The 16,179-nt window shown below is 60.8% G+C and carries 18 protein-coding genes; 3 read left to right on the forward strand and 15 right to left on the reverse strand.

From position 1 onward, the window contains the following. Positions 1-13 precede the first annotated feature (13 nt). The 3 genes from catA to AB4N80_RS22585 are packed head-to-tail and all read right to left on the reverse strand — an operon-like array spanning position 14 to position 2,415. Positions 14-943 carry a catechol 1,2-dioxygenase gene (catA, locus tag AB4N80_RS22575; protein WP_305470559.1) on the reverse strand — a complete coding sequence of 310 codons (930 nt, stop codon included), beginning with the start codon at positions 941-943 and terminating at the stop codon, positions 14-16. A gap of 41 nt (positions 944-984) precedes the next feature. Beyond that, a complete protein-coding gene (gene catC / locus AB4N80_RS22580) occupies positions 985-1,275 on the reverse strand; it encodes a muconolactone Delta-isomerase (RefSeq protein ID WP_122568281.1) in 291 nt (96 codons plus the stop codon). A 12-nt stretch (positions 1,276-1,287) separates the two neighbouring features. Next, the gene (locus AB4N80_RS22585; RefSeq protein WP_122568280.1) at positions 1,288-2,415 is read right to left on the reverse strand and encodes a muconate cycloisomerase family protein; all 1,128 of its coding nucleotides are present in this window, start codon (positions 2,413-2,415) and stop codon (positions 1,288-1,290) included. 114 nt (positions 2,416-2,529) lie between these two features. On the opposite strand from AB4N80_RS22585, the gene AB4N80_RS22590 reads away from it, so the two are divergent. Continuing rightward, on the forward strand, positions 2,530-3,405 hold the full coding sequence (locus tag AB4N80_RS22590) for a LysR family transcriptional regulator (RefSeq protein WP_122568279.1): 876 nt from the start codon (positions 2,530-2,532) through the stop codon (positions 3,403-3,405). A 163-nt stretch (positions 3,406-3,568) separates the two neighbouring features. Here AB4N80_RS22590 and AB4N80_RS22595 read toward each other — a convergent pair whose 3' ends face one another. From AB4N80_RS22595 to AB4N80_RS22640, 10 genes are all read right to left on the reverse strand, one after another. Further along, positions 3,569-4,066 (reverse strand): flavin reductase, encoded by a 498-nt coding sequence (locus AB4N80_RS22595; RefSeq protein WP_092169021.1) that lies wholly within the window; start codon positions 4,064-4,066, stop codon positions 3,569-3,571. A gap of 10 nt (positions 4,067-4,076) precedes the next feature. Continuing rightward, a complete protein-coding gene (locus AB4N80_RS22600; RefSeq protein WP_122568278.1) occupies positions 4,077-5,036 on the reverse strand; it encodes a PDR/VanB family oxidoreductase in 960 nt (319 codons plus the stop codon). 51 nt (positions 5,037-5,087) lie between these two features. Next, complete coding sequence (locus AB4N80_RS22605; RefSeq protein ID WP_122568277.1) at positions 5,088-5,828, reverse strand: SDR family NAD(P)-dependent oxidoreductase; 741 nt, start codon at positions 5,826-5,828, stop codon at positions 5,088-5,090. 11 nt (positions 5,829-5,839) lie between these two features. Next, the gene (locus AB4N80_RS22610; RefSeq protein ID WP_122568276.1) at positions 5,840-6,316 is read right to left on the reverse strand and encodes an aromatic-ring-hydroxylating dioxygenase subunit beta; all 477 of its coding nucleotides are present in this window, start codon (positions 6,314-6,316) and stop codon (positions 5,840-5,842) included. Between the two features lie 15 nt (positions 6,317-6,331). Beyond that, positions 6,332-7,606 (reverse strand): aromatic ring-hydroxylating oxygenase subunit alpha, encoded by a 1,275-nt coding sequence (locus AB4N80_RS22615; protein WP_122568275.1) that lies wholly within the window; start codon positions 7,604-7,606, stop codon positions 6,332-6,334. Positions 7,607-7,625: 19 nt separating this feature from the next. Continuing rightward, a complete protein-coding gene (locus AB4N80_RS22620) occupies positions 7,626-7,988 on the reverse strand; it encodes an IacB protein (protein WP_122568274.1) in 363 nt (120 codons plus the stop codon). A 16-nt stretch (positions 7,989-8,004) separates the two neighbouring features. Beyond that, complete coding sequence (gene iacA, locus AB4N80_RS22625; protein WP_122568273.1) at positions 8,005-9,177, reverse strand: indole-3-acetate monooxygenase; 1,173 nt, start codon at positions 9,175-9,177, stop codon at positions 8,005-8,007. A gap of 474 nt (positions 9,178-9,651) precedes the next feature. Then, positions 9,652-10,275 (reverse strand): NIPSNAP family protein, encoded by a 624-nt coding sequence (locus tag AB4N80_RS22630; RefSeq protein ID WP_122568272.1) that lies wholly within the window; start codon positions 10,273-10,275, stop codon positions 9,652-9,654. Between the two features lie 93 nt (positions 10,276-10,368). Continuing rightward, positions 10,369-10,899 (reverse strand): nuclear transport factor 2 family protein, encoded by a 531-nt coding sequence (locus tag AB4N80_RS22635; protein WP_305471180.1) that lies wholly within the window; start codon positions 10,897-10,899, stop codon positions 10,369-10,371. 7 nt (positions 10,900-10,906) lie between these two features. Further along, positions 10,907-12,031, reverse strand: a complete 1,125-nt coding sequence (locus AB4N80_RS22640; protein WP_305492134.1) for an amidase — start codon at positions 12,029-12,031, stop codon at positions 10,907-10,909. Positions 12,032-12,235: 204 nt separating this feature from the next. On the opposite strand from AB4N80_RS22640, the gene AB4N80_RS22645 reads away from it, so the two are divergent. Continuing rightward, on the forward strand, positions 12,236-12,712 hold the full coding sequence (locus AB4N80_RS22645; protein WP_122568270.1) for a MarR family winged helix-turn-helix transcriptional regulator: 477 nt from the start codon (positions 12,236-12,238) through the stop codon (positions 12,710-12,712). 139 nt (positions 12,713-12,851) lie between these two features. Then, positions 12,852-14,336 (forward strand): aldehyde dehydrogenase family protein, encoded by a 1,485-nt coding sequence (locus AB4N80_RS22650; RefSeq protein ID WP_122568269.1) that lies wholly within the window; start codon positions 12,852-12,854, stop codon positions 14,334-14,336. A gap of 140 nt (positions 14,337-14,476) precedes the next feature. On the opposite strand, the gene AB4N80_RS22655 is transcribed toward AB4N80_RS22650, so the two are convergent. Further along, positions 14,477-14,941 carry a DUF4440 domain-containing protein gene (locus AB4N80_RS22655; protein ID WP_122568268.1) on the reverse strand — a complete coding sequence of 155 codons (465 nt, stop codon included), beginning with the start codon at positions 14,939-14,941 and terminating at the stop codon, positions 14,477-14,479. 213 nt (positions 14,942-15,154) lie between these two features. Continuing rightward, positions 15,155-16,054: a transcriptional regulator FeaR gene (gene feaR / locus AB4N80_RS22660; protein WP_122568267.1), complete on the reverse strand. Its 900-nt coding sequence runs from the start codon at positions 16,052-16,054 to the stop codon at positions 15,155-15,157. Between the last annotated feature and the right edge of the window lie 125 nt (positions 16,055-16,179).

Here is a 16,179-nt window from a genome sequence, read left to right on the forward strand (position 1 = left end):
TTGTTTATCGCGTTCAATCCTGGAGTGCGCGAACGCGCTGCATGCGTTGCTGCTCTGCCGGCGCAGCGGCCACCTGCAGTTCAAAGTCAAAATCAATCTGCGCAAACCGCCCCTCCACGCCAAACTCCCGCGCCAGTTGCTGATCGTCACTGAAGCGGATCTCTGCAATCAACTCATCGCGCGTCGCATAGGCAAAGTCATCGTGCAGATACGGGTCGTCCGATAGATTGATTTGCGTGGTCAGGTGCCGATAACCCGGTGCCGAAATGAAGAAGTGAATATGCGCCGGCCGTTGCCCATGGCGCCCCAATTGGTCGAGCAACTGCTGGGTCGGCCCGGTCGGTGGGCAGCCATATCCCGACGGTACAATGCTGCGAAAGCGGTAGTTGCCCTGGGCATCGGTCTCGATGCGCCGACGCAGGTTGAACTCCGATTGCGTTGTATCGAACCAGGAATAGGTACCGGCGGTATTGGCCTGCCACACATCGACGATCGCCCCCGCCACGGGTTTACCATCGGTGTCGCGTACCTGGCCGCGCATGAACAGCGGTACCGCAGGATCCAAGCCATCATCCAGGCGTGCTTCGTGCTTGGACAACGGCGCACCGGCCACGTACAACGGACCTTCGATGGTGCGCGGCGTGCCGCCGGTCTTGCCCGCTTCTTCGTCGGCGGCGTCCATCAGCATATCCAGGTAATGCTCAAGGCCCAGGCCGGCGACGAGCAAGCCAGCCTCCTGGTTCTTGCCCAGCTCGTTCAGGTAGTTGACTGCCTTCCAGAACTCCACCGGGGTTACGTCCAGGTCTTCGATAATGTTCACGGTGTCGCGCAGGATCCGGTAGATCAAGGCCTTGGTGCGCGGGTTACCGCCGTCGTTGAGATTGCCGCTGACTTCTTCGAGAAAATGCTGGGCGTGGGCAGTCTGGGAAATTCGAACGGGCATGGTGTACTCCTCATCTTGTCGTTATTAGGTAGAAAGCAGGCTTAGCTGTCGTCTTCATGGATCGACGACGGATGCCGACACAGGGCGTTCACTTCGATGGCCATGTAGGGAAAAAGCGGCAGCTGCATTAGCAAGTCATGCAGATCCTGAACGCTATCGACATCGAACACGCTGTAGTTGGCATAGTGCCCGGCAATGCGCCACAGGTGACGCCATTTGCCCTCTTGCTGCAGCCGTTGCGCCAAGGCTTTTTCTTCGGCCTTGAGGCTGGCGGCACGTTCGGGGTTCATGTCGACGGGCAGGTTCACGGTCATTTTTACGTGAAACAACATGGCAGGCGCCTCTTAGTGTTTGTCACGACGAAAGAACGCCAGGCGCTCTTCATCGATGGCCAGGCCCAGGCCCGGAGCGGTGGAGACATGCAGCTGAAAATCGCGATACACCAACGGCTCGCTGAGAATGTCTTCGGTGAGCAACAGCGGGCCGAACAGTTCGGTGTCCCAGGCCAGCTTGTTCAGGGTGAGGAACGCATGGGCGGAGGCCAGGGTGCCGATACCACCTTCAAGCATGGTGCCGCCGTACAAAGCGATGCCGGCTGCTTCGGCGATCGCCGCCGTGCGCAATACCGCTCGCGGGCCGCCGTTCTTGGCAATCTTGAGGGCAAACACCGAAGCCGCACCTTCGCGCGCCAGGTTGAAAGCGTCCTCGACACATTCGATGGATTCATCCGCCATGATCGGCGCCGGACTCGACAGGTTCAGCCGCGCCATACCGCCACGGTTGTTGCGCGAGATCGGTTGCTCGATCAGGTCGATACCGTTGTCGCCCAGCACCTTGCACGCTCGCAGCGCCACGGCCTCATCCCAGGCCTGATTGACGTCAACGCGCACACTGGCGCGCTCACCCAACGCCTTTTTGATCGCGATCACATGGGCCAGGTCGCGCCCAACATCACCGGCACCGATCTTCAATTTGAAAATTCGGTGCCGGCGCAGGTCGAGCATCTTCTCGGCCTCGGCGATATCTTGCTCTGTGTTGCCGCTGGCCAAGGTCCAGGCCACCGGCAAGGCGTCACGCACACGGCCGCCGAGCAGTTCGCTGACCGGCAGGCCCAGGCGCTTGCCCTGCGCATCGAGCAAGGCGCTTTCGATACCGGACTTGGCAAAGGTATTGCCGCGAACGCTGCGCTCCAAGCGCAACATGGCCGCGTTGATATTGCTGGCGTCCTGGCCGATCAACAGCGGCGCGAAGTGGCGGTCGATGTTGATCTTGATACTGTCGGGGCTCTCGTTGCCGTAGCTCAGGCCACCGATGGTGGTGGACTCACCGATGCCCTCGATGCCGTCGGCGCAACGCACGCGGATGATCACCAGGGTCTGGTTTTGCATCGTGTGCATCGCCAGCTTGTGCGGGCGAATGGTGGGAAGGTCGACGATAATCGTCTCGATCGACTCGATGGCGCAAATCGGCATGGTAATACCCGTTGGGTTCTTTATAGGTTTTAACCGATTCTGCGCCGCCTCTTTCCAGGCTTCCAATATAGAATTAGTCTTGATTAATACTCTGTAGGTATGAATGGAGCCATCATGGAACTGCGTCATCTGCGTTATTTCCAGGTGCTGGGCGAAACCCTCAACTTCACCCGCGCCGCCGAACGCCTGCACATCGCCCAGCCCCCGTTGAGCCGGCAGATCCAGCAATTGGAAGAGGAACTGGGGGTGATCCTGCTGGAACGTGGCCGGCCGCTGCGCCTGACCGAAGCCGGGCGGTACTTCTATGAACACGCCAATGTGTTGCTCGAACAGTTGAACAAGGTCTGTGACAGCACGCGGCGCATCGGCCAGGGCGAAAAAACCTGGCTGGGCATCGGCTTCGCCCCATCGACCTTGTATGGCGTGCTGCCGGAACTGATCCGACGGCTGCGCACCCATGAGGCGCTCGAACTGGAATTGGGCCTGTCGGAGATGACCACCTTGCAGCAGGTCCAAGCGTTGAAGGCCGGGCGCATCGATGTGGGCTTCGGGCGCATTCGCATCGACGACCCGGCGATCGTCCAGCGCGTACTGGTGGAGGATCGGCTGGTGGCGGTATTGCCCGCCGGTCACCCGTTGCTCGCTGCGCCCGCCACCCTCGCCCAACTCGCCGCCGAGCCGTTTGTGCTGTACCCCGGCAACCCACGCCCCAGTTATGCCGACCATGTGATCGCGTTGTTCGACGCTCACGGTTTGAGCCTCAAGGTGGCGCAGTGGACCAACGAGTTGCAGACCGCCATCGGCCTGGTCGGCGCTGGAATGGGCGTGACGCTGGTGCCGGCCTCCGTGCAACTGCTGCATCGCGCGGACATCGGCTATACGCCAGTTGTGGAAGCCACTGCGACCTCGCCGATTATTCTCAGCCGAAGGGTAAATGATAAGTCGCCGGGGCTCAGTCATTGTTTGCAGTTGGTGGAGGAATTGATCTGAACTCTTGTAGCCGACGTACAGTTGCGCCAGACGATTCCACACCGGCCCTGTCACACAACTCAAAACGGGCCGATGGGGAATTCGTCCGCCAGCACGCTGAGCGAACTGGCCGCCGACGCACCGAAGAAGCAGCCGCCCGTCCGGGCAGCACACGTAGTGAGACTCAGCAAGCCTTCGATGCTTCGCCCAGACGATGGTAGGCCCGGTTGAAGTAGACCAGGCCCTCGTCCGCGCCGCTCTGGCGAATGGTCTGGATCTCGCAGTAAAAAATACTGTGGGAGCCCACCTCGTGGACCTGCACGATGCGGCAGTCGAAATTCACCAGCGCATCAAGCATCACCGGCGCGCCACTTTCCAGGGTGGTCCACTCCGTGACGGCGAAGCGTTCATCCATCGTCAGCGTGCGGTCGGCGAAAGCGCCGGAGAGTTGCTGATGATCACCGCACAGCGTGTTCACGCACACCGCGCCGTTACGCTTGAAATGCTCGTTGGAATGGGAAGAACGGTTCATGCACACCAACAACGTGGGCGGCGAATCGGTCACGCTGCATACCGCTGAGGCGGTGAAACCGAACCGGCCCGCCACACCATCGGTGGTGATGACCGACACGGCGCCGCCGAGCATGGCCATTGCATTGCGAAAATTGCTTACGTCTACCATGGTCGACTCCTCAGATATCCAACACGAGTTTTTTGGATTTTGCGCGCGAGCAACACACCAGGATCTGGTCGTTGCCGGCCTTCTCATCGTCGGTGAGGTACACATCGCGATGGTCCGGTTCGCCTTCGAGCACATCGCACAGGCAGGTCCCGCACACACCCTGCTCGCAGGAAATCTCGATCTTGATCCCCACCTGTGCCAGCGCGGCGAGAATGCTCTGCCCTTCGGCCACCTGCACGGTCTTGCCACTGCGCGCGGCGACCACTTCAAAGCTGCCGCCTGAGCTGTCCACCTCCACCTGGAAATACTCCTTGTGGATATGCGCCTCGGTGTAGCCGCGATCACGTGCCCCCTGGATCACCCAGTCCATGAAACCGGCGGGACCGCAGGTATACAGATGCACGCCCGCCTCGCCCTGGCCCAGCACCTTGTCCAGATCAAGCCGCTGTTCGGCACCTTCGTTGTCGAAATGGGTGAACACATTCGCCGCAAACGGCGCGCCGGCCAGCTCAGCGAGAAACGCACTGCGACCTCGTTCACGCCCGCAGTAATGCAGTTCGAAGGCCTTGCCTGCCGCGTGCAGGCTGTAGGCCATGGCGATCATCGGCGTGATGCCGATGCCGCCGCCCAGCAGCAGCGAACGGTACGCATCGGCGGCCAGTGGGAACAGATTTCGCGGTGCACTGATCTGCAACTGGCGACCTTCGAGCAGGTACTCATGCACACCCACCGAACCGCCGCGCGAGGCCGGGTCCTTGAGTACGCCGAGGCGGTACATACGCGGGTCGGCCGGGTTGCCGCACAGCGAGTACTGTCGCACCAGCCCCGGGCCGATGTGGAGATCGACGTGCGCGCCGGCATCGAATACCGGCAGCGGCGCACCGTCACGACGGATCAGGTCGAGGACGACCACGCCGTCCCCTTGCAGCTCGCGCTTGCGCACGACTACGTCCAACAGTTCTTCAATCATGGCCGTTATTCCATGGAATTCGCAAAGGCCGCCGTGGCGGCTCGGTAATAGTCAGCGCATGAACAGGCCGCCATTCACGTCCCAGGTCGCCCCGGTGGTGAAATAGGCCTCGGGCCGCGCCAGTTGCACAATCAAGTCAGCCAGAAAATCCGCATCGCCCAGGCGCTGCACCGGAATATTCGCCAGCAGCCCCGCCAGACGCTCCGGCGGTATCGCCGCGCGCACCGCCGTCGAATCGATCGGCCCTGGGGCGATGGCGTTCACCGTCACCCCGTGTGCGGCAAATTCCTTGGCGAAGATTTTGGTCAGCGTCACGATGCCGCCCTTGCTCGCGGCGTAATGCGCGCCGGTTGCGGTGCCGCCGTTCTGCCCGGCCAGGGACGCCATGTTGATGATGCGCCCGTAGCCGGTTTCGGCCATGTACGCGCCCAGCACCTGGCAGCCCAAGAACACGCTGCGCAGGTTCAGGCCCACCACGGCGTCGAACTCCTCGGGGCTGATCTGCATCAGCGGCGTGGTCTTGGTCACCGCGGCGTTATTGACCACCACGTGCAGCGCGCCGAAGCGCTCCAGCACCTGGGCCAGACCGTTTTCGAAATCAGCCTTGCAGCCTGCGTCCAGTTGCAGCGCGAGGGTGTGCTCACCACCGGGGTCCAGCTGAGTGGCGCAGGCCTGGGCGGCCTCAAGCTTGATGTCGGTGACCACCACCCGATACCCGGCCCGCAGCAGGCCGGCACAGAAATGCTGCCCCAGGCCCTGCCCTGCCCCCGTTACCAATGCGATCTGGCTCATGTCGGCGCTCCTTAAAGGATGTAGCCGATACCGGCGAGGGCATCGTCACTGTTGATCAGGCTGACCACTTTGCGGTGGATCTTGAAACCGCGCTCACAACGGATCAGGTCGTAGGTCAAGTCGGCGCTGTAGAACTTCAGGCTTTCCTTGCGGAACTCACGCACGTTCTGCGCACAGCGCACGGTGACGTAATGACCGTCATCGCTCAGCACCCGGAAGCGCGACTGCATGCGCACCGTGCGCGGTTGCGGGCTGGTGGAGATCGACTCGCCACCGATCAAACGCTGTACCCGCAGCTCACGCATATGATGGTCGTCGTAGGCGTAATTGAGGGTGTTCTCAAAGTCGGTTTCCCTGGGGTCGATGGGAATGATGTAGGTGCCTTTTTCGGTCCACATCTTCAACCAGCTGTCGTATTCACCGTGGTCGAGCATGTCGCCTTCCTGCCAGATGAAAGCGGTCACTTCTTGCAGCAATTGCAGGTTCATAAGGTTCTCCACGGGTCAGGCCGACATCATCTTCTTCCACTGCTGGTAGCCGGCGCGCATGCCGGTTTCGGCACTCACATCGGATACCAGCCCGTCTTCACTCGCCTGCTCGCCGGGCAAGCCCCGGTTGAGCATGATCCACAGGTCTTCACCGGCGCTGGCACCCTTCTGCACACGCTCCCAGGCCTCGGAATCATCCGGGGTGCCGAAGCCCATAGGCCCCTGGAAGTGCTCATGCAAGCGCAGGCGATAACGGTTGGCCACGGCCGGACCGCCGTCCATGGTGATCACCGAATGGTGGATTTCGGTCTCGGTCACCGAGATCGGTTGCAGCACCCGGAAGAACGCCATCGAGCACGCTACATTGGGAAACAGATTGAGGTTGAAGCCGGTACCGCCTACCGCGCGCACAATGCGACGCACCTGTTGCTCCTCGATGCCTTCGTCGCGCAATTCGGCCGCCAACTCCTGGAAGCGCTCGGGGATCGGCTTGTCCAGGTCGGCTTCGAGGTCGATCAGGTCAGGAATCATCACCATCACGCTGTGGCCGTTGCCCAGGTCCTCGACGTAGCCAGGGCCCTTGACGAAGTCGAAGAGCTCCATGGTCTGCTCATCCACCGACGACAGGAAACTCTTGTGCACCAACGGGAAGTGGTAGGCGTCGGTGGTGTTTTCCAGCTGGATCTTCCAGTTACCGGGGAAGCGGAAACGATGTTCCCCCGGAACCTTGATGCCATAGCCGGCGCCCTGCTTCATGAACAGGTCCATCCACTTCTTCGCCGCGCCGAGGTAATCCTCCAACGGCTCGATGTCGTCCTTGAAGGTGGCGAAGATCATGCCGGCGTAGCTTTCAGTACGCAGGCTGACCAGCGGCAGCTCGGCCTTGTCGATGCAGTCGCCATAGCTTTCCGGGTGCGGAATGCCGCGCAGCGAGCCGTCCAACGCGTAGCCCCAGCCGTGGTATGGGCAAACAAAACTGTTGGTCTTGCCTTTCTTGTGTTCGCACACAGTGGCGCCACGATGGCGGCAACGGTTGAGCAGCACGTGCACGTCTTTCTTGCGATCACGCACCACAATCACCGGCTGCTTGCCGATGTAGGTGGTCTTGTAGCTGCCGTTATCGGGGATCTCGCTGGCGTGGGCCACCCAGATCCAGGTGCTGTAGAAAATTTTCTCCAGCTCGGCGTCGAACAGTTGCGCGTCGGTGTACATCGACGTGTGGACGCGGTCGGCCTGCACCAGGTCGGCGGGATCGACGGCGAGGTTTACAGCGGGAATCAGCTTGGTCATGGGAGTGTCCTCGTCGGCATCAAGTACGCTGAATGATCAGCTCGCGCCCAACCCGGGCTTCAACCTTGGTGTAGCGCCAGAGCTTGTAAGGACCGTCGCCCACCGGCGTGCTGCGAAACAGATTGCACGCGGCATGCACGGTCTCGATGTCCGGCACGTCGGCCAGCAGATAGGTGGTCCACGGAAAGCCATCGGACGGCCCGACCATGCTCTGGTCGTCATCCATGTTGCCCAGCACCTTGACCCCGGCGAGGTCGTGAATGCCGTTCCACATAGCGCTGAACGCCGCCCACACCTGCAATTGTTCATCGCGCGGGGCATCGAAAAAATTCTGGTTGATGCCCATGCAGAACAGCACGCGCAACATCTTTTTATCGCTCATTTTTCTTTCTCGACGGTTAGAGATAGCCAGGCAGAGGCTGTTTGCCGAAGAACATGGCTCCGGCGTTCTGGTAGGTGATATCGCCCATGAATGCGTGCTGGGTCACCACCTGTGCATCGTTGACGCAGCGCGCCAGTGGGCTGTCGTTGTACACGCCGCTCATGCCTGAGAGCATCTGCGCGGTCCGCGCCACATCCGCGGCTACTCGGGTGGCATGGGTCGATGAGAGGCGAAGCAGGTTGATCGCGGCCGCGGGCACCGCATCGCCGGCCAGTACGTAGTCCCAGGCGCGGTCGATGGACTCGTAGAAAAATGCCCGCGCGGCCCGCAGTCCGGCTTCCGCCCGGGCGATGTCGACCTGGGCCAAGGGGCGATCGGCAATCGCCGGTGCCCCGGTGACCGAGACACGTCCGCTGGCCATATCGGCCAGGGCGTCGAGTGCCGCGCGAGCTACGCCAAGGCCGACCACCGAAAGCACCTGAGTGGCGAATGACAGCGATGGGTAGCGGAAGAACGGCTCGTCCAGGTTCGGCAGGCCGCCGCGCACGAACGTCCACTCTTCGGCGACCCGTACATTTTCGGCCACCAGATCATGGCTGCCGGTGCCGAGCAAACCGACGGTGTCCCAGGTTTCTTCGATGCGGATCTCACTGCGCGGCATCACCGCGATACGTGGCAGACCGAAGGTATCGCCGTTTTTCGGGGCGATGCCGACACCGACGATGTCCGCGCCCAGGGAACCGCTGGAGTACTTCCAGCGACCGTTGACCACAAAACCGCCATCGACTACTTCAGCCGGTTGCGGCGGAAAGATGCCGCCGGCGAACACCAGGTCGGGACCGTCGGCATACACCTTGGCGATGCTCTCAAGCGGCAGTGCCGCCAGGTAGACCGGGCTCATGCCGAAACTGGCGACCCAGCCGGCGGAACCGTCGGCCTGGGAGATGCGCTCGATCACCTGACAGAACTCCGCGGGCGAACACTCCAGGCCACCAAAGCGCTTGGGCACCAGCGCCCGGTAAATGCCGTGCTGCTTGAAGGCTTCGATTACATCCTGCGAGATGTAGCGCTGACGGTCGAACTCACCAGCACGGGCACGCTCACGCACCTCGTCAAGCAACACCTCAAAAGTGGGGCCACTGGCAAGCGAACTCACAACATCTACCGCTGGTTTTTTTAGCGAATGCATAGATTTACTCCGTCGACAGGAACGGTATGGGGCTGAGCTGAAAGTCAGTGCCGCGCTCGGATGGAAAAGCGGGCAGATCGAATGAGCGGTGCTGACGCAGTTGACGAGCCTTGGGTCTGAAGGACGACTGCGCGGGCAGAGCGAGCGGGATGAATCGGCATGGTGGTTACCTTTGTTTTTGTGGGTGCCGTTGAGGCGAATCTGAGCCAATTTACGTGAATTGTCAATTGATTTATCACGCTTAAAAACACCAAAAATCACGTATAAATAGACAAGAAAAAACACAAAAACTATACTATCTTGTTGTTTTATATAGATAACTATTACTTTCACCTAGTAAGAAAACAGGCGCAGCATAAAAAAATATCTGTATTTTTTAGCTATCCTTATCGCAAAATCGAAAGACGACTGACTCTCCGCTATCACAGGCAAGCCCGCTCCCACACTGGATATACAGGCGAGCCACAGATGCCTTCAGCGCAACGGCGAGAACGGCGCCGGCAGGTAGACCGTGGAGTGCATCTGCAAGAGCTGCGGCGCGGAGTTTTCCGGCGGCCAGGCGCCGTCGGCCACGGCGCGGGTGCGCACATCAAGACGCTGTTCCAGCGAGCTGTAGGGCCAGATGTGCAGGTAGCGAGGAATCTGCCCGCTGGTGGCATAGAGCGCGGCATACACCGGGGAATAATCCGCCCCGGTGCGACGCGCTACGGCCTTGCCCCAACCCTGCAGCGTTGGCGCGAGCCCACTGGGTACGAGGTTGTATTCACGCAACTCGTAGAACGGGCCATGAACCCCGGGCGGCAACGGTTCGATAAAGGCAAAGGCGCTGTAATCATCGACTTGCTGGCCCAACACAAATGCACCAATCCCGAAGCCATCGGCCGCTAGCAGATACCGCTCGCGCTCGCGTTCGCGAGACTCGGCATCGTCGAACCCACGCAGGACCGCGATACGATTCTGCGAACCGATTTCCGACACCCAACAGCCCATCAAATGAACGCCCTCGCCCGCCTCTTGCAAACTCTGCTCAAGACGCGGCAAGGCTTCGGGCACGGTTCGTACACGCAAGGTAAAGGTCAATAGTTCGAACAGTTTCACGGCGGTCTCCAGAGATCATGCGCACGGCGCGACCGCCGTTATCGGCAGTCGCGAGACAATGGAAGGTGGGGGGTTGTCAGTGAGCGCGTCGGGTCACTGTGCAGCAGGCTGGGGCACCGGCAGCTCGGCGTCGCTGTTCCATGCCTGTACCGGGCGGCCGAACAGGTTCTCGGTCTGGAAATGCGCCATTCGCCACTGCCCATCTTCTTCGGCGAAGCGCACCGTCAGGCGTGCCGCATTGAGATGGGAGGCGCCGCTGGCGAAGGTGGACGTCTGCAACATCACCCAACTGCCAACGACGGCGCCGTCCTGCACCTCGATCAGCTCGCTGGTGAGGAAGTGCACGTTGAGGGCAAAGTGCGCCGGCGTTTTCATGTAGCCGGCAAACATCGCCGCAATGGCTTCGCGCCCGCGGTAACCGCCGAAACTCTTGGTGTACTTGGCGCCCTTGCCCTCCCATATCGCATCCTGGGTGAACAGACCAGCCAGCTCGTCGAGCGGCGTGTGGGCGTCGAGTGCATCACACAGCACCATGTAGCGGTTCATGCAGGCGCGGGCGCTGTCCTGGATTTCAAAACGGCGCAGGCGTTGTTCCAGGTCTGCGCGTGGGATCACCGTGCTCATGCTCATCTTACCCCTCGTGGCTGGCGTACAGGCGTTCAAGCAAACGGCCGGCAATGGCCAGCAGCTGTTCATCGGCGCCCTTGGCCCCCACCAGTTGCAGGCCCACCGGCAAGCCCTCGGCGCTGGCCAGCGGGATGCTCAACGCCGGGTGCCCCGACAGGTTGAACGGTCGCACGAAGGCCGTCATGCCCAACACCGCCTGGGTGTCGGCTGCGTCGGCGAGGGTCAAGGGCAAGTCCGGCATGGTCGGCAGCACCAGCACATCGACCTGCTGCAATGCGGCGTCGACTTCGGCGCTGAACTGCACGCGCACCTGCTCGGCCTGAGCCAGCGCCGCGGCCGTGGTGTTGCCGGCAGCGGCCAGGCGAGCGGCGATGTCGGCGCCCACTTTGCCGGTTTCCAGCAAGTGCCCACAGGCATCGAAGGTCTCGCGGTTAATCACCACCATGCCGGCGTCATAGGCCGCCTTGAGGCTGGGCAATGCAAGGGTTTCGCTGGGCAGTCGACTGCCGGCGATGGCCGCATCGATCACACGCTGTACCGCTGCGCTGGCCTGCACCGTCACGATGCCCAGGCGCGGCGTATTGGGTACCGACACAGGCTTGAAGGTTGGGTCGATCGCCAGCATGGCTGTGACCAGCATCGGCAGGCTCGCGGCAAACGGGCCAACGCAATCGAGGCTACTGTGCGCCGGCATCACCCCGCGACGGCTGACCCGACCGAACGTCGGCTTAAAGCCGAACACTCCGCAGCAACACGCCGGGATGCGCACCGAGCCCCCCGTGTCGGTCCCCAGGGAAAAATCCGCCAGCCCAGCCGCCACGGCCGCCGCCGAACCGCTGGAGGAACCCCCTGGAATACGCCCGGGAAAACGCGGGTTCGGCGCGGTACCGGTCCAGTGATTGATCCCCGTGGTGCCGAACGCCAGTTCATGCAGGCTGGTCTTCGCCACCAGGCGGCAGCCCTTGTCCAGCAGGGCCTGCACCACATCGGCATGGACCGTGGCCGGCGCGGCGTCAGCCAACGCCTGGCTGGATGCACGGGTTGGCAGGCCGGCAATATCGATGGTGTCCTTGACCATCACGGTCGGCCCATCGCCGCCAAGGGAAAGCTGTTCAATCACCAGGGTCATGTCACGTCACCTTCAGTGCCAAATGCGGAATCAAGACGCCCGATGCGCCGTTCCCTTTTTCACACTCACCGAATATCACGTGAATTGTCAATCAAATTTCAGCCCTACCATGCGACCTTCACCCGCACCCTCAATGCCTGAATAATCGCGCCGAAATCACAAGAAAAGTCTATTATTGGCCGCCTCCCCTGAGCTGAGCACACCATGACTTCTGCAAAAAAACCCGCAAATCGCTACGACCCCGGCAGCGAAAACTTTCACAAGGAAGACTTCCCGTACTACTGGCTGGCCATGGTGCATGGCCGCTACAGCCAGTACATGGAAAAGGCGTTGAAGAAAATCGGCCTGGATATTCCGCGTTGGCGCGTGCTGCTGATCCTCAAGGAGAACGGCCAGTCGAGCATTTCCGAGATCTCCACCCACGCGATCGCCAAGCTGTCGACCATCACCAGGACGGTCTATCGCATGAAGGAAGACGGCCTGGTGGATACCGCGCCCTGCGAGGGCGACGGCCGGGTCACCCAGGTCCGGATCACCACCGAGGGCCGCGCGGCGATCGAACGCATCCAGGTGGCGACCAGTGACGTGTTCAAACGCAGCTTCACCGGCATGACTGAAGCGCAGATCCAACGCCTGAGCCGCTTGCTCAAAACGATGTTCGATAACCTCGGCGAACCTTGAGCCAGGCGCTGGCAGGGACTGTCAGGCATATCCAAGTTCCAGGCAGACTCGCACAAGCAGGCAAACGTGCATCCGCTTTTAATGCAGAGGTCTTTCGAGCGCCCTTCGGGCGCGACAACCCCCTCATTGGAGCGCCGCCATGCACATTGCCTTATTGCCTTCAGTCGCTGCCTTCCTGGCCCGCGACCATTCCAACTTCATCGACGGCGCGGTGCACACCAGCGCATCCACCCAGCGCATCGGCGTCATCGACCCCGGCACCGGCGAGACGGTCGCCCATCTGCGTGACGCCCAAGCCGAGGATGTAAACCTGGCCGTCGACAGCGCAGGCATTGCCTTCAAGGGCGCCTGGGCGCGCGTCACACCTTACCAGCGCGGTGTCCTGCTCAATCGCCTGGCCGACCTGATCGAAACCCATGGCGAAGAACTGGCGCAATTGGAAACCATGAGTTCTGGCAAGTCGATCAACTTGTCGCGCCATATCGAAGTGGGCCAGAGCGCGGTGTTCCTGCGTTACTTCGCCGGCTGGGCGACCAAGATCGGCGGCCAGACCATGAGCCCGTCGTTTCCCTCCATGGACGGCGAGCAATACAGCGCCTATACCCTGCGCGAACCCGTGGGTGTGGTGGCGGCCATCGTGCCGTGGAACTTCTCGTTGATGATCGGCGTATGGAAACTGGGCGCCGCACTGACCACCGGCTGCACCGTGGTGCTCAAACCCAGCGAATACACCCCCCTGTCCTTGCTGCGCCTGGCGGAGCTGGCAATCGAGGCCGGAATTCCGGCTGGCGTGATCAACGTGGTCAACGGCCGTGGCCAGGTCGGCCAGCAGTTGATCGAACACCCTGGCGTGCGCAAGGTGTCGTTCACCGGTTCAGTGCCCACCGGCATAGCCGTGGGCAAGGCCGCCATGGCCGCCGACCTGACCCGAGTTACCCTGGAACTGGGCGGCAAGAACGCCGCTGCGCTGCTGGCCGACGCCAATGTCGATGACGCCGTGGCGCGCTTCGTGCAGTCGGCCTATGTGCACCAGGGCCAGGTGTGCGCATCGCCCGAGCGCTTGTTCGTGCACCGCTCCATCGTCGAGCAAGTGACGCAGAAGATTTCAGCAATGCTGTCGCAGATGGTCATCGGTTCGCCCCTGGATGAACACGCCCAGTTCGGCCCACTGTCAAACAAACCGCACTTCGACAAAATCCTCGGCTTTTTCGACCGCGCCCTGCAGGGCAACCAGGTGGTGTGCGGCGCACGCGCCGTGGACCGCGCCGGTTACTACGTGGAACCGACACTGATCGTAGCCACTGGCAAGGACGATCCGCTGCTGCACGAGGAAACCTTCGGCCCGGTGGTGTGCGTGCTGGCGTTCGACGATGAAGAAGAACTGGTCACACTGATGAACGACAGCCCGTTCGGCCTCACGGCGAGTCTCTGGACCAACGACCTGTCCAAGGCCTTGCGCTTGATCCCACGGATCGAGGCGGGCACGGTGTGGGTCAACATGCACACGTTCGTCGACCCTAGCGTGCCGTTTGGCGGGATGAAGGCTTCGGGCATTGGTCGTGAATTCGGCAGTGCATTTATCGACGATTACACCGAACTGAAATCCGTGATCATTCGCTACTAAACAACATCGATAGCGACGCTGTTCGCAAAGCGCGGACTGACAAGATCAGAACCTGGTCGAGATCAGTACCGCGCTATACACATTGAGCTTGTCACCACCTAACTGCTTTCGGACGGTTGTGCGCGCCAGTACACTTTCTGTTACTGAGCGATTGCACCGTTGGCGAACATGTCCGCGACGATGAACCAATTGCCATGCTCTTTTTTCCAGACAAACAGGCTCTTCATCTTGAAGGGAGATTCGTTGCCCACTGGCGTCACGTCCCAGGTCACCCAGGTGTAGGCTGACTCATCGTTGAGTTGTACCAACCGGTTGAGATGGATGACGGTACTCTTCGACCCCTCCATCAGATGCTGAACCAGACCGGTAAGCTGTGCCCTACCCTGATAGAGTTCCGGGACACCTTCGCCGGTGATCTGGGTCTGCTCGGTGTAGACCTGCTCGACAACTGCCTTGGCATCTTTCTTCGGCCAGCTGGCGGCAATGCCGTCGAGTTTGCTCTCGATGATTGTGTGCAGCGGTGTGGGCGACTGCGCATGTGCGCGAGGAAAACCACAGGCCAGAGCAGCCAGAAGCACAAGGGAGGACGACACTTTTTTGTTCATGGGGCACCCGTTTCAAGATTGAATGGCTCAGATCGCTGTAGGCCAGATTGTAACTGGCACACAGAAATCCTGAAGCAGATGGGCGCCGATTGATTGGTCGTGCTGGACGGCATTTTGCAAATCATTGCCAGTCGCGCTCAAATCGCGGCCAACAAAAAGCCGTGCGGATGCGACACAAAGACAATCACATCGCACGGCTCGCTGAACCCAAGGTCAGTGCCCCAGGCTTCTGTAGGTACTCGGTGTAAGGCCCATCTGCTTCTTGAAGGTCTTGGAAAAATGCGCCGAGTCGGCGAACCCCCAATAGCTGCCGATATCGGTGATTGAGCGATGCGCGCAAACGGGGTCACGAAGATCCTGCGCTGCTTTCAAAAGCCTCTCGCGCAGGATGTAACGGCAAACACTATCGCCACTCGCCTCGAACAGCCTGTAGAGCTGGCGGCTGGAAATACCCAGCTCTTCGGACAGCGACGCTGGCGACAGCCGCGGTGAGTCAAGCCTTTGCTGGATGACCGATTGCACTTCATGCAACTGCCATCCCGGCGAATGGTCGCTCGCCCGGTACTCCAGCACCGACTCAAGCAAGGCCACCAACGCCCCCTGCACGCCCTCGCCATCCTGCGGGCAAGACCAGTGAGCCAGCTCGCCTCCAGCGACCTGACGCACCAGCGTGCCAAGCAGTTGGCCACAGACACCCGTGGTCGACAGCTTGCCGAAACGGGTACGGTCCAGGCCTTTGAACAACTCACGCGGCAGAGGAATCGACACATGGGAAAACAACCCTTGGGGTGTCATTTTCACCGAGTCGGAAAAATCGAGCAAAGCGAGGTCACCTGCTCGCAGGTCAACGACCCGATCCCCCAGCTCAATGGCCATCGAGCCTTGTTGTTGTAACACAAGGAAACACCTATCCGACGAATCGCGCGCACCTACCCGAACTGATTTGGCAATCACATTGGCATTGCTACGAATGTGGGCGACAGCCGTGCTGCCTACCTGCGTGTGTTTGATTTCCCCAATGAAAAGGCTCTGGCAATGGTCATAGCGCGTTTCGAAACGGCCGCAGGCCGCGCGTACACTTTCGTTCCATGCCGACAACGCTTGACCACTCATAGATATTTTCTCCGGGGCTTGCCCAAACTTAGTGCGATTTTCACGTGATTTCGGTAACAAAAAACAGCATTTTCAAGGAGCAAGCACAGAGCGCGCCAACTCGTGAATAAAACAATTGAAGGGGC

It is taken from the genome of Pseudomonas sp. H3_A02 (assembly GCF_054671965.1).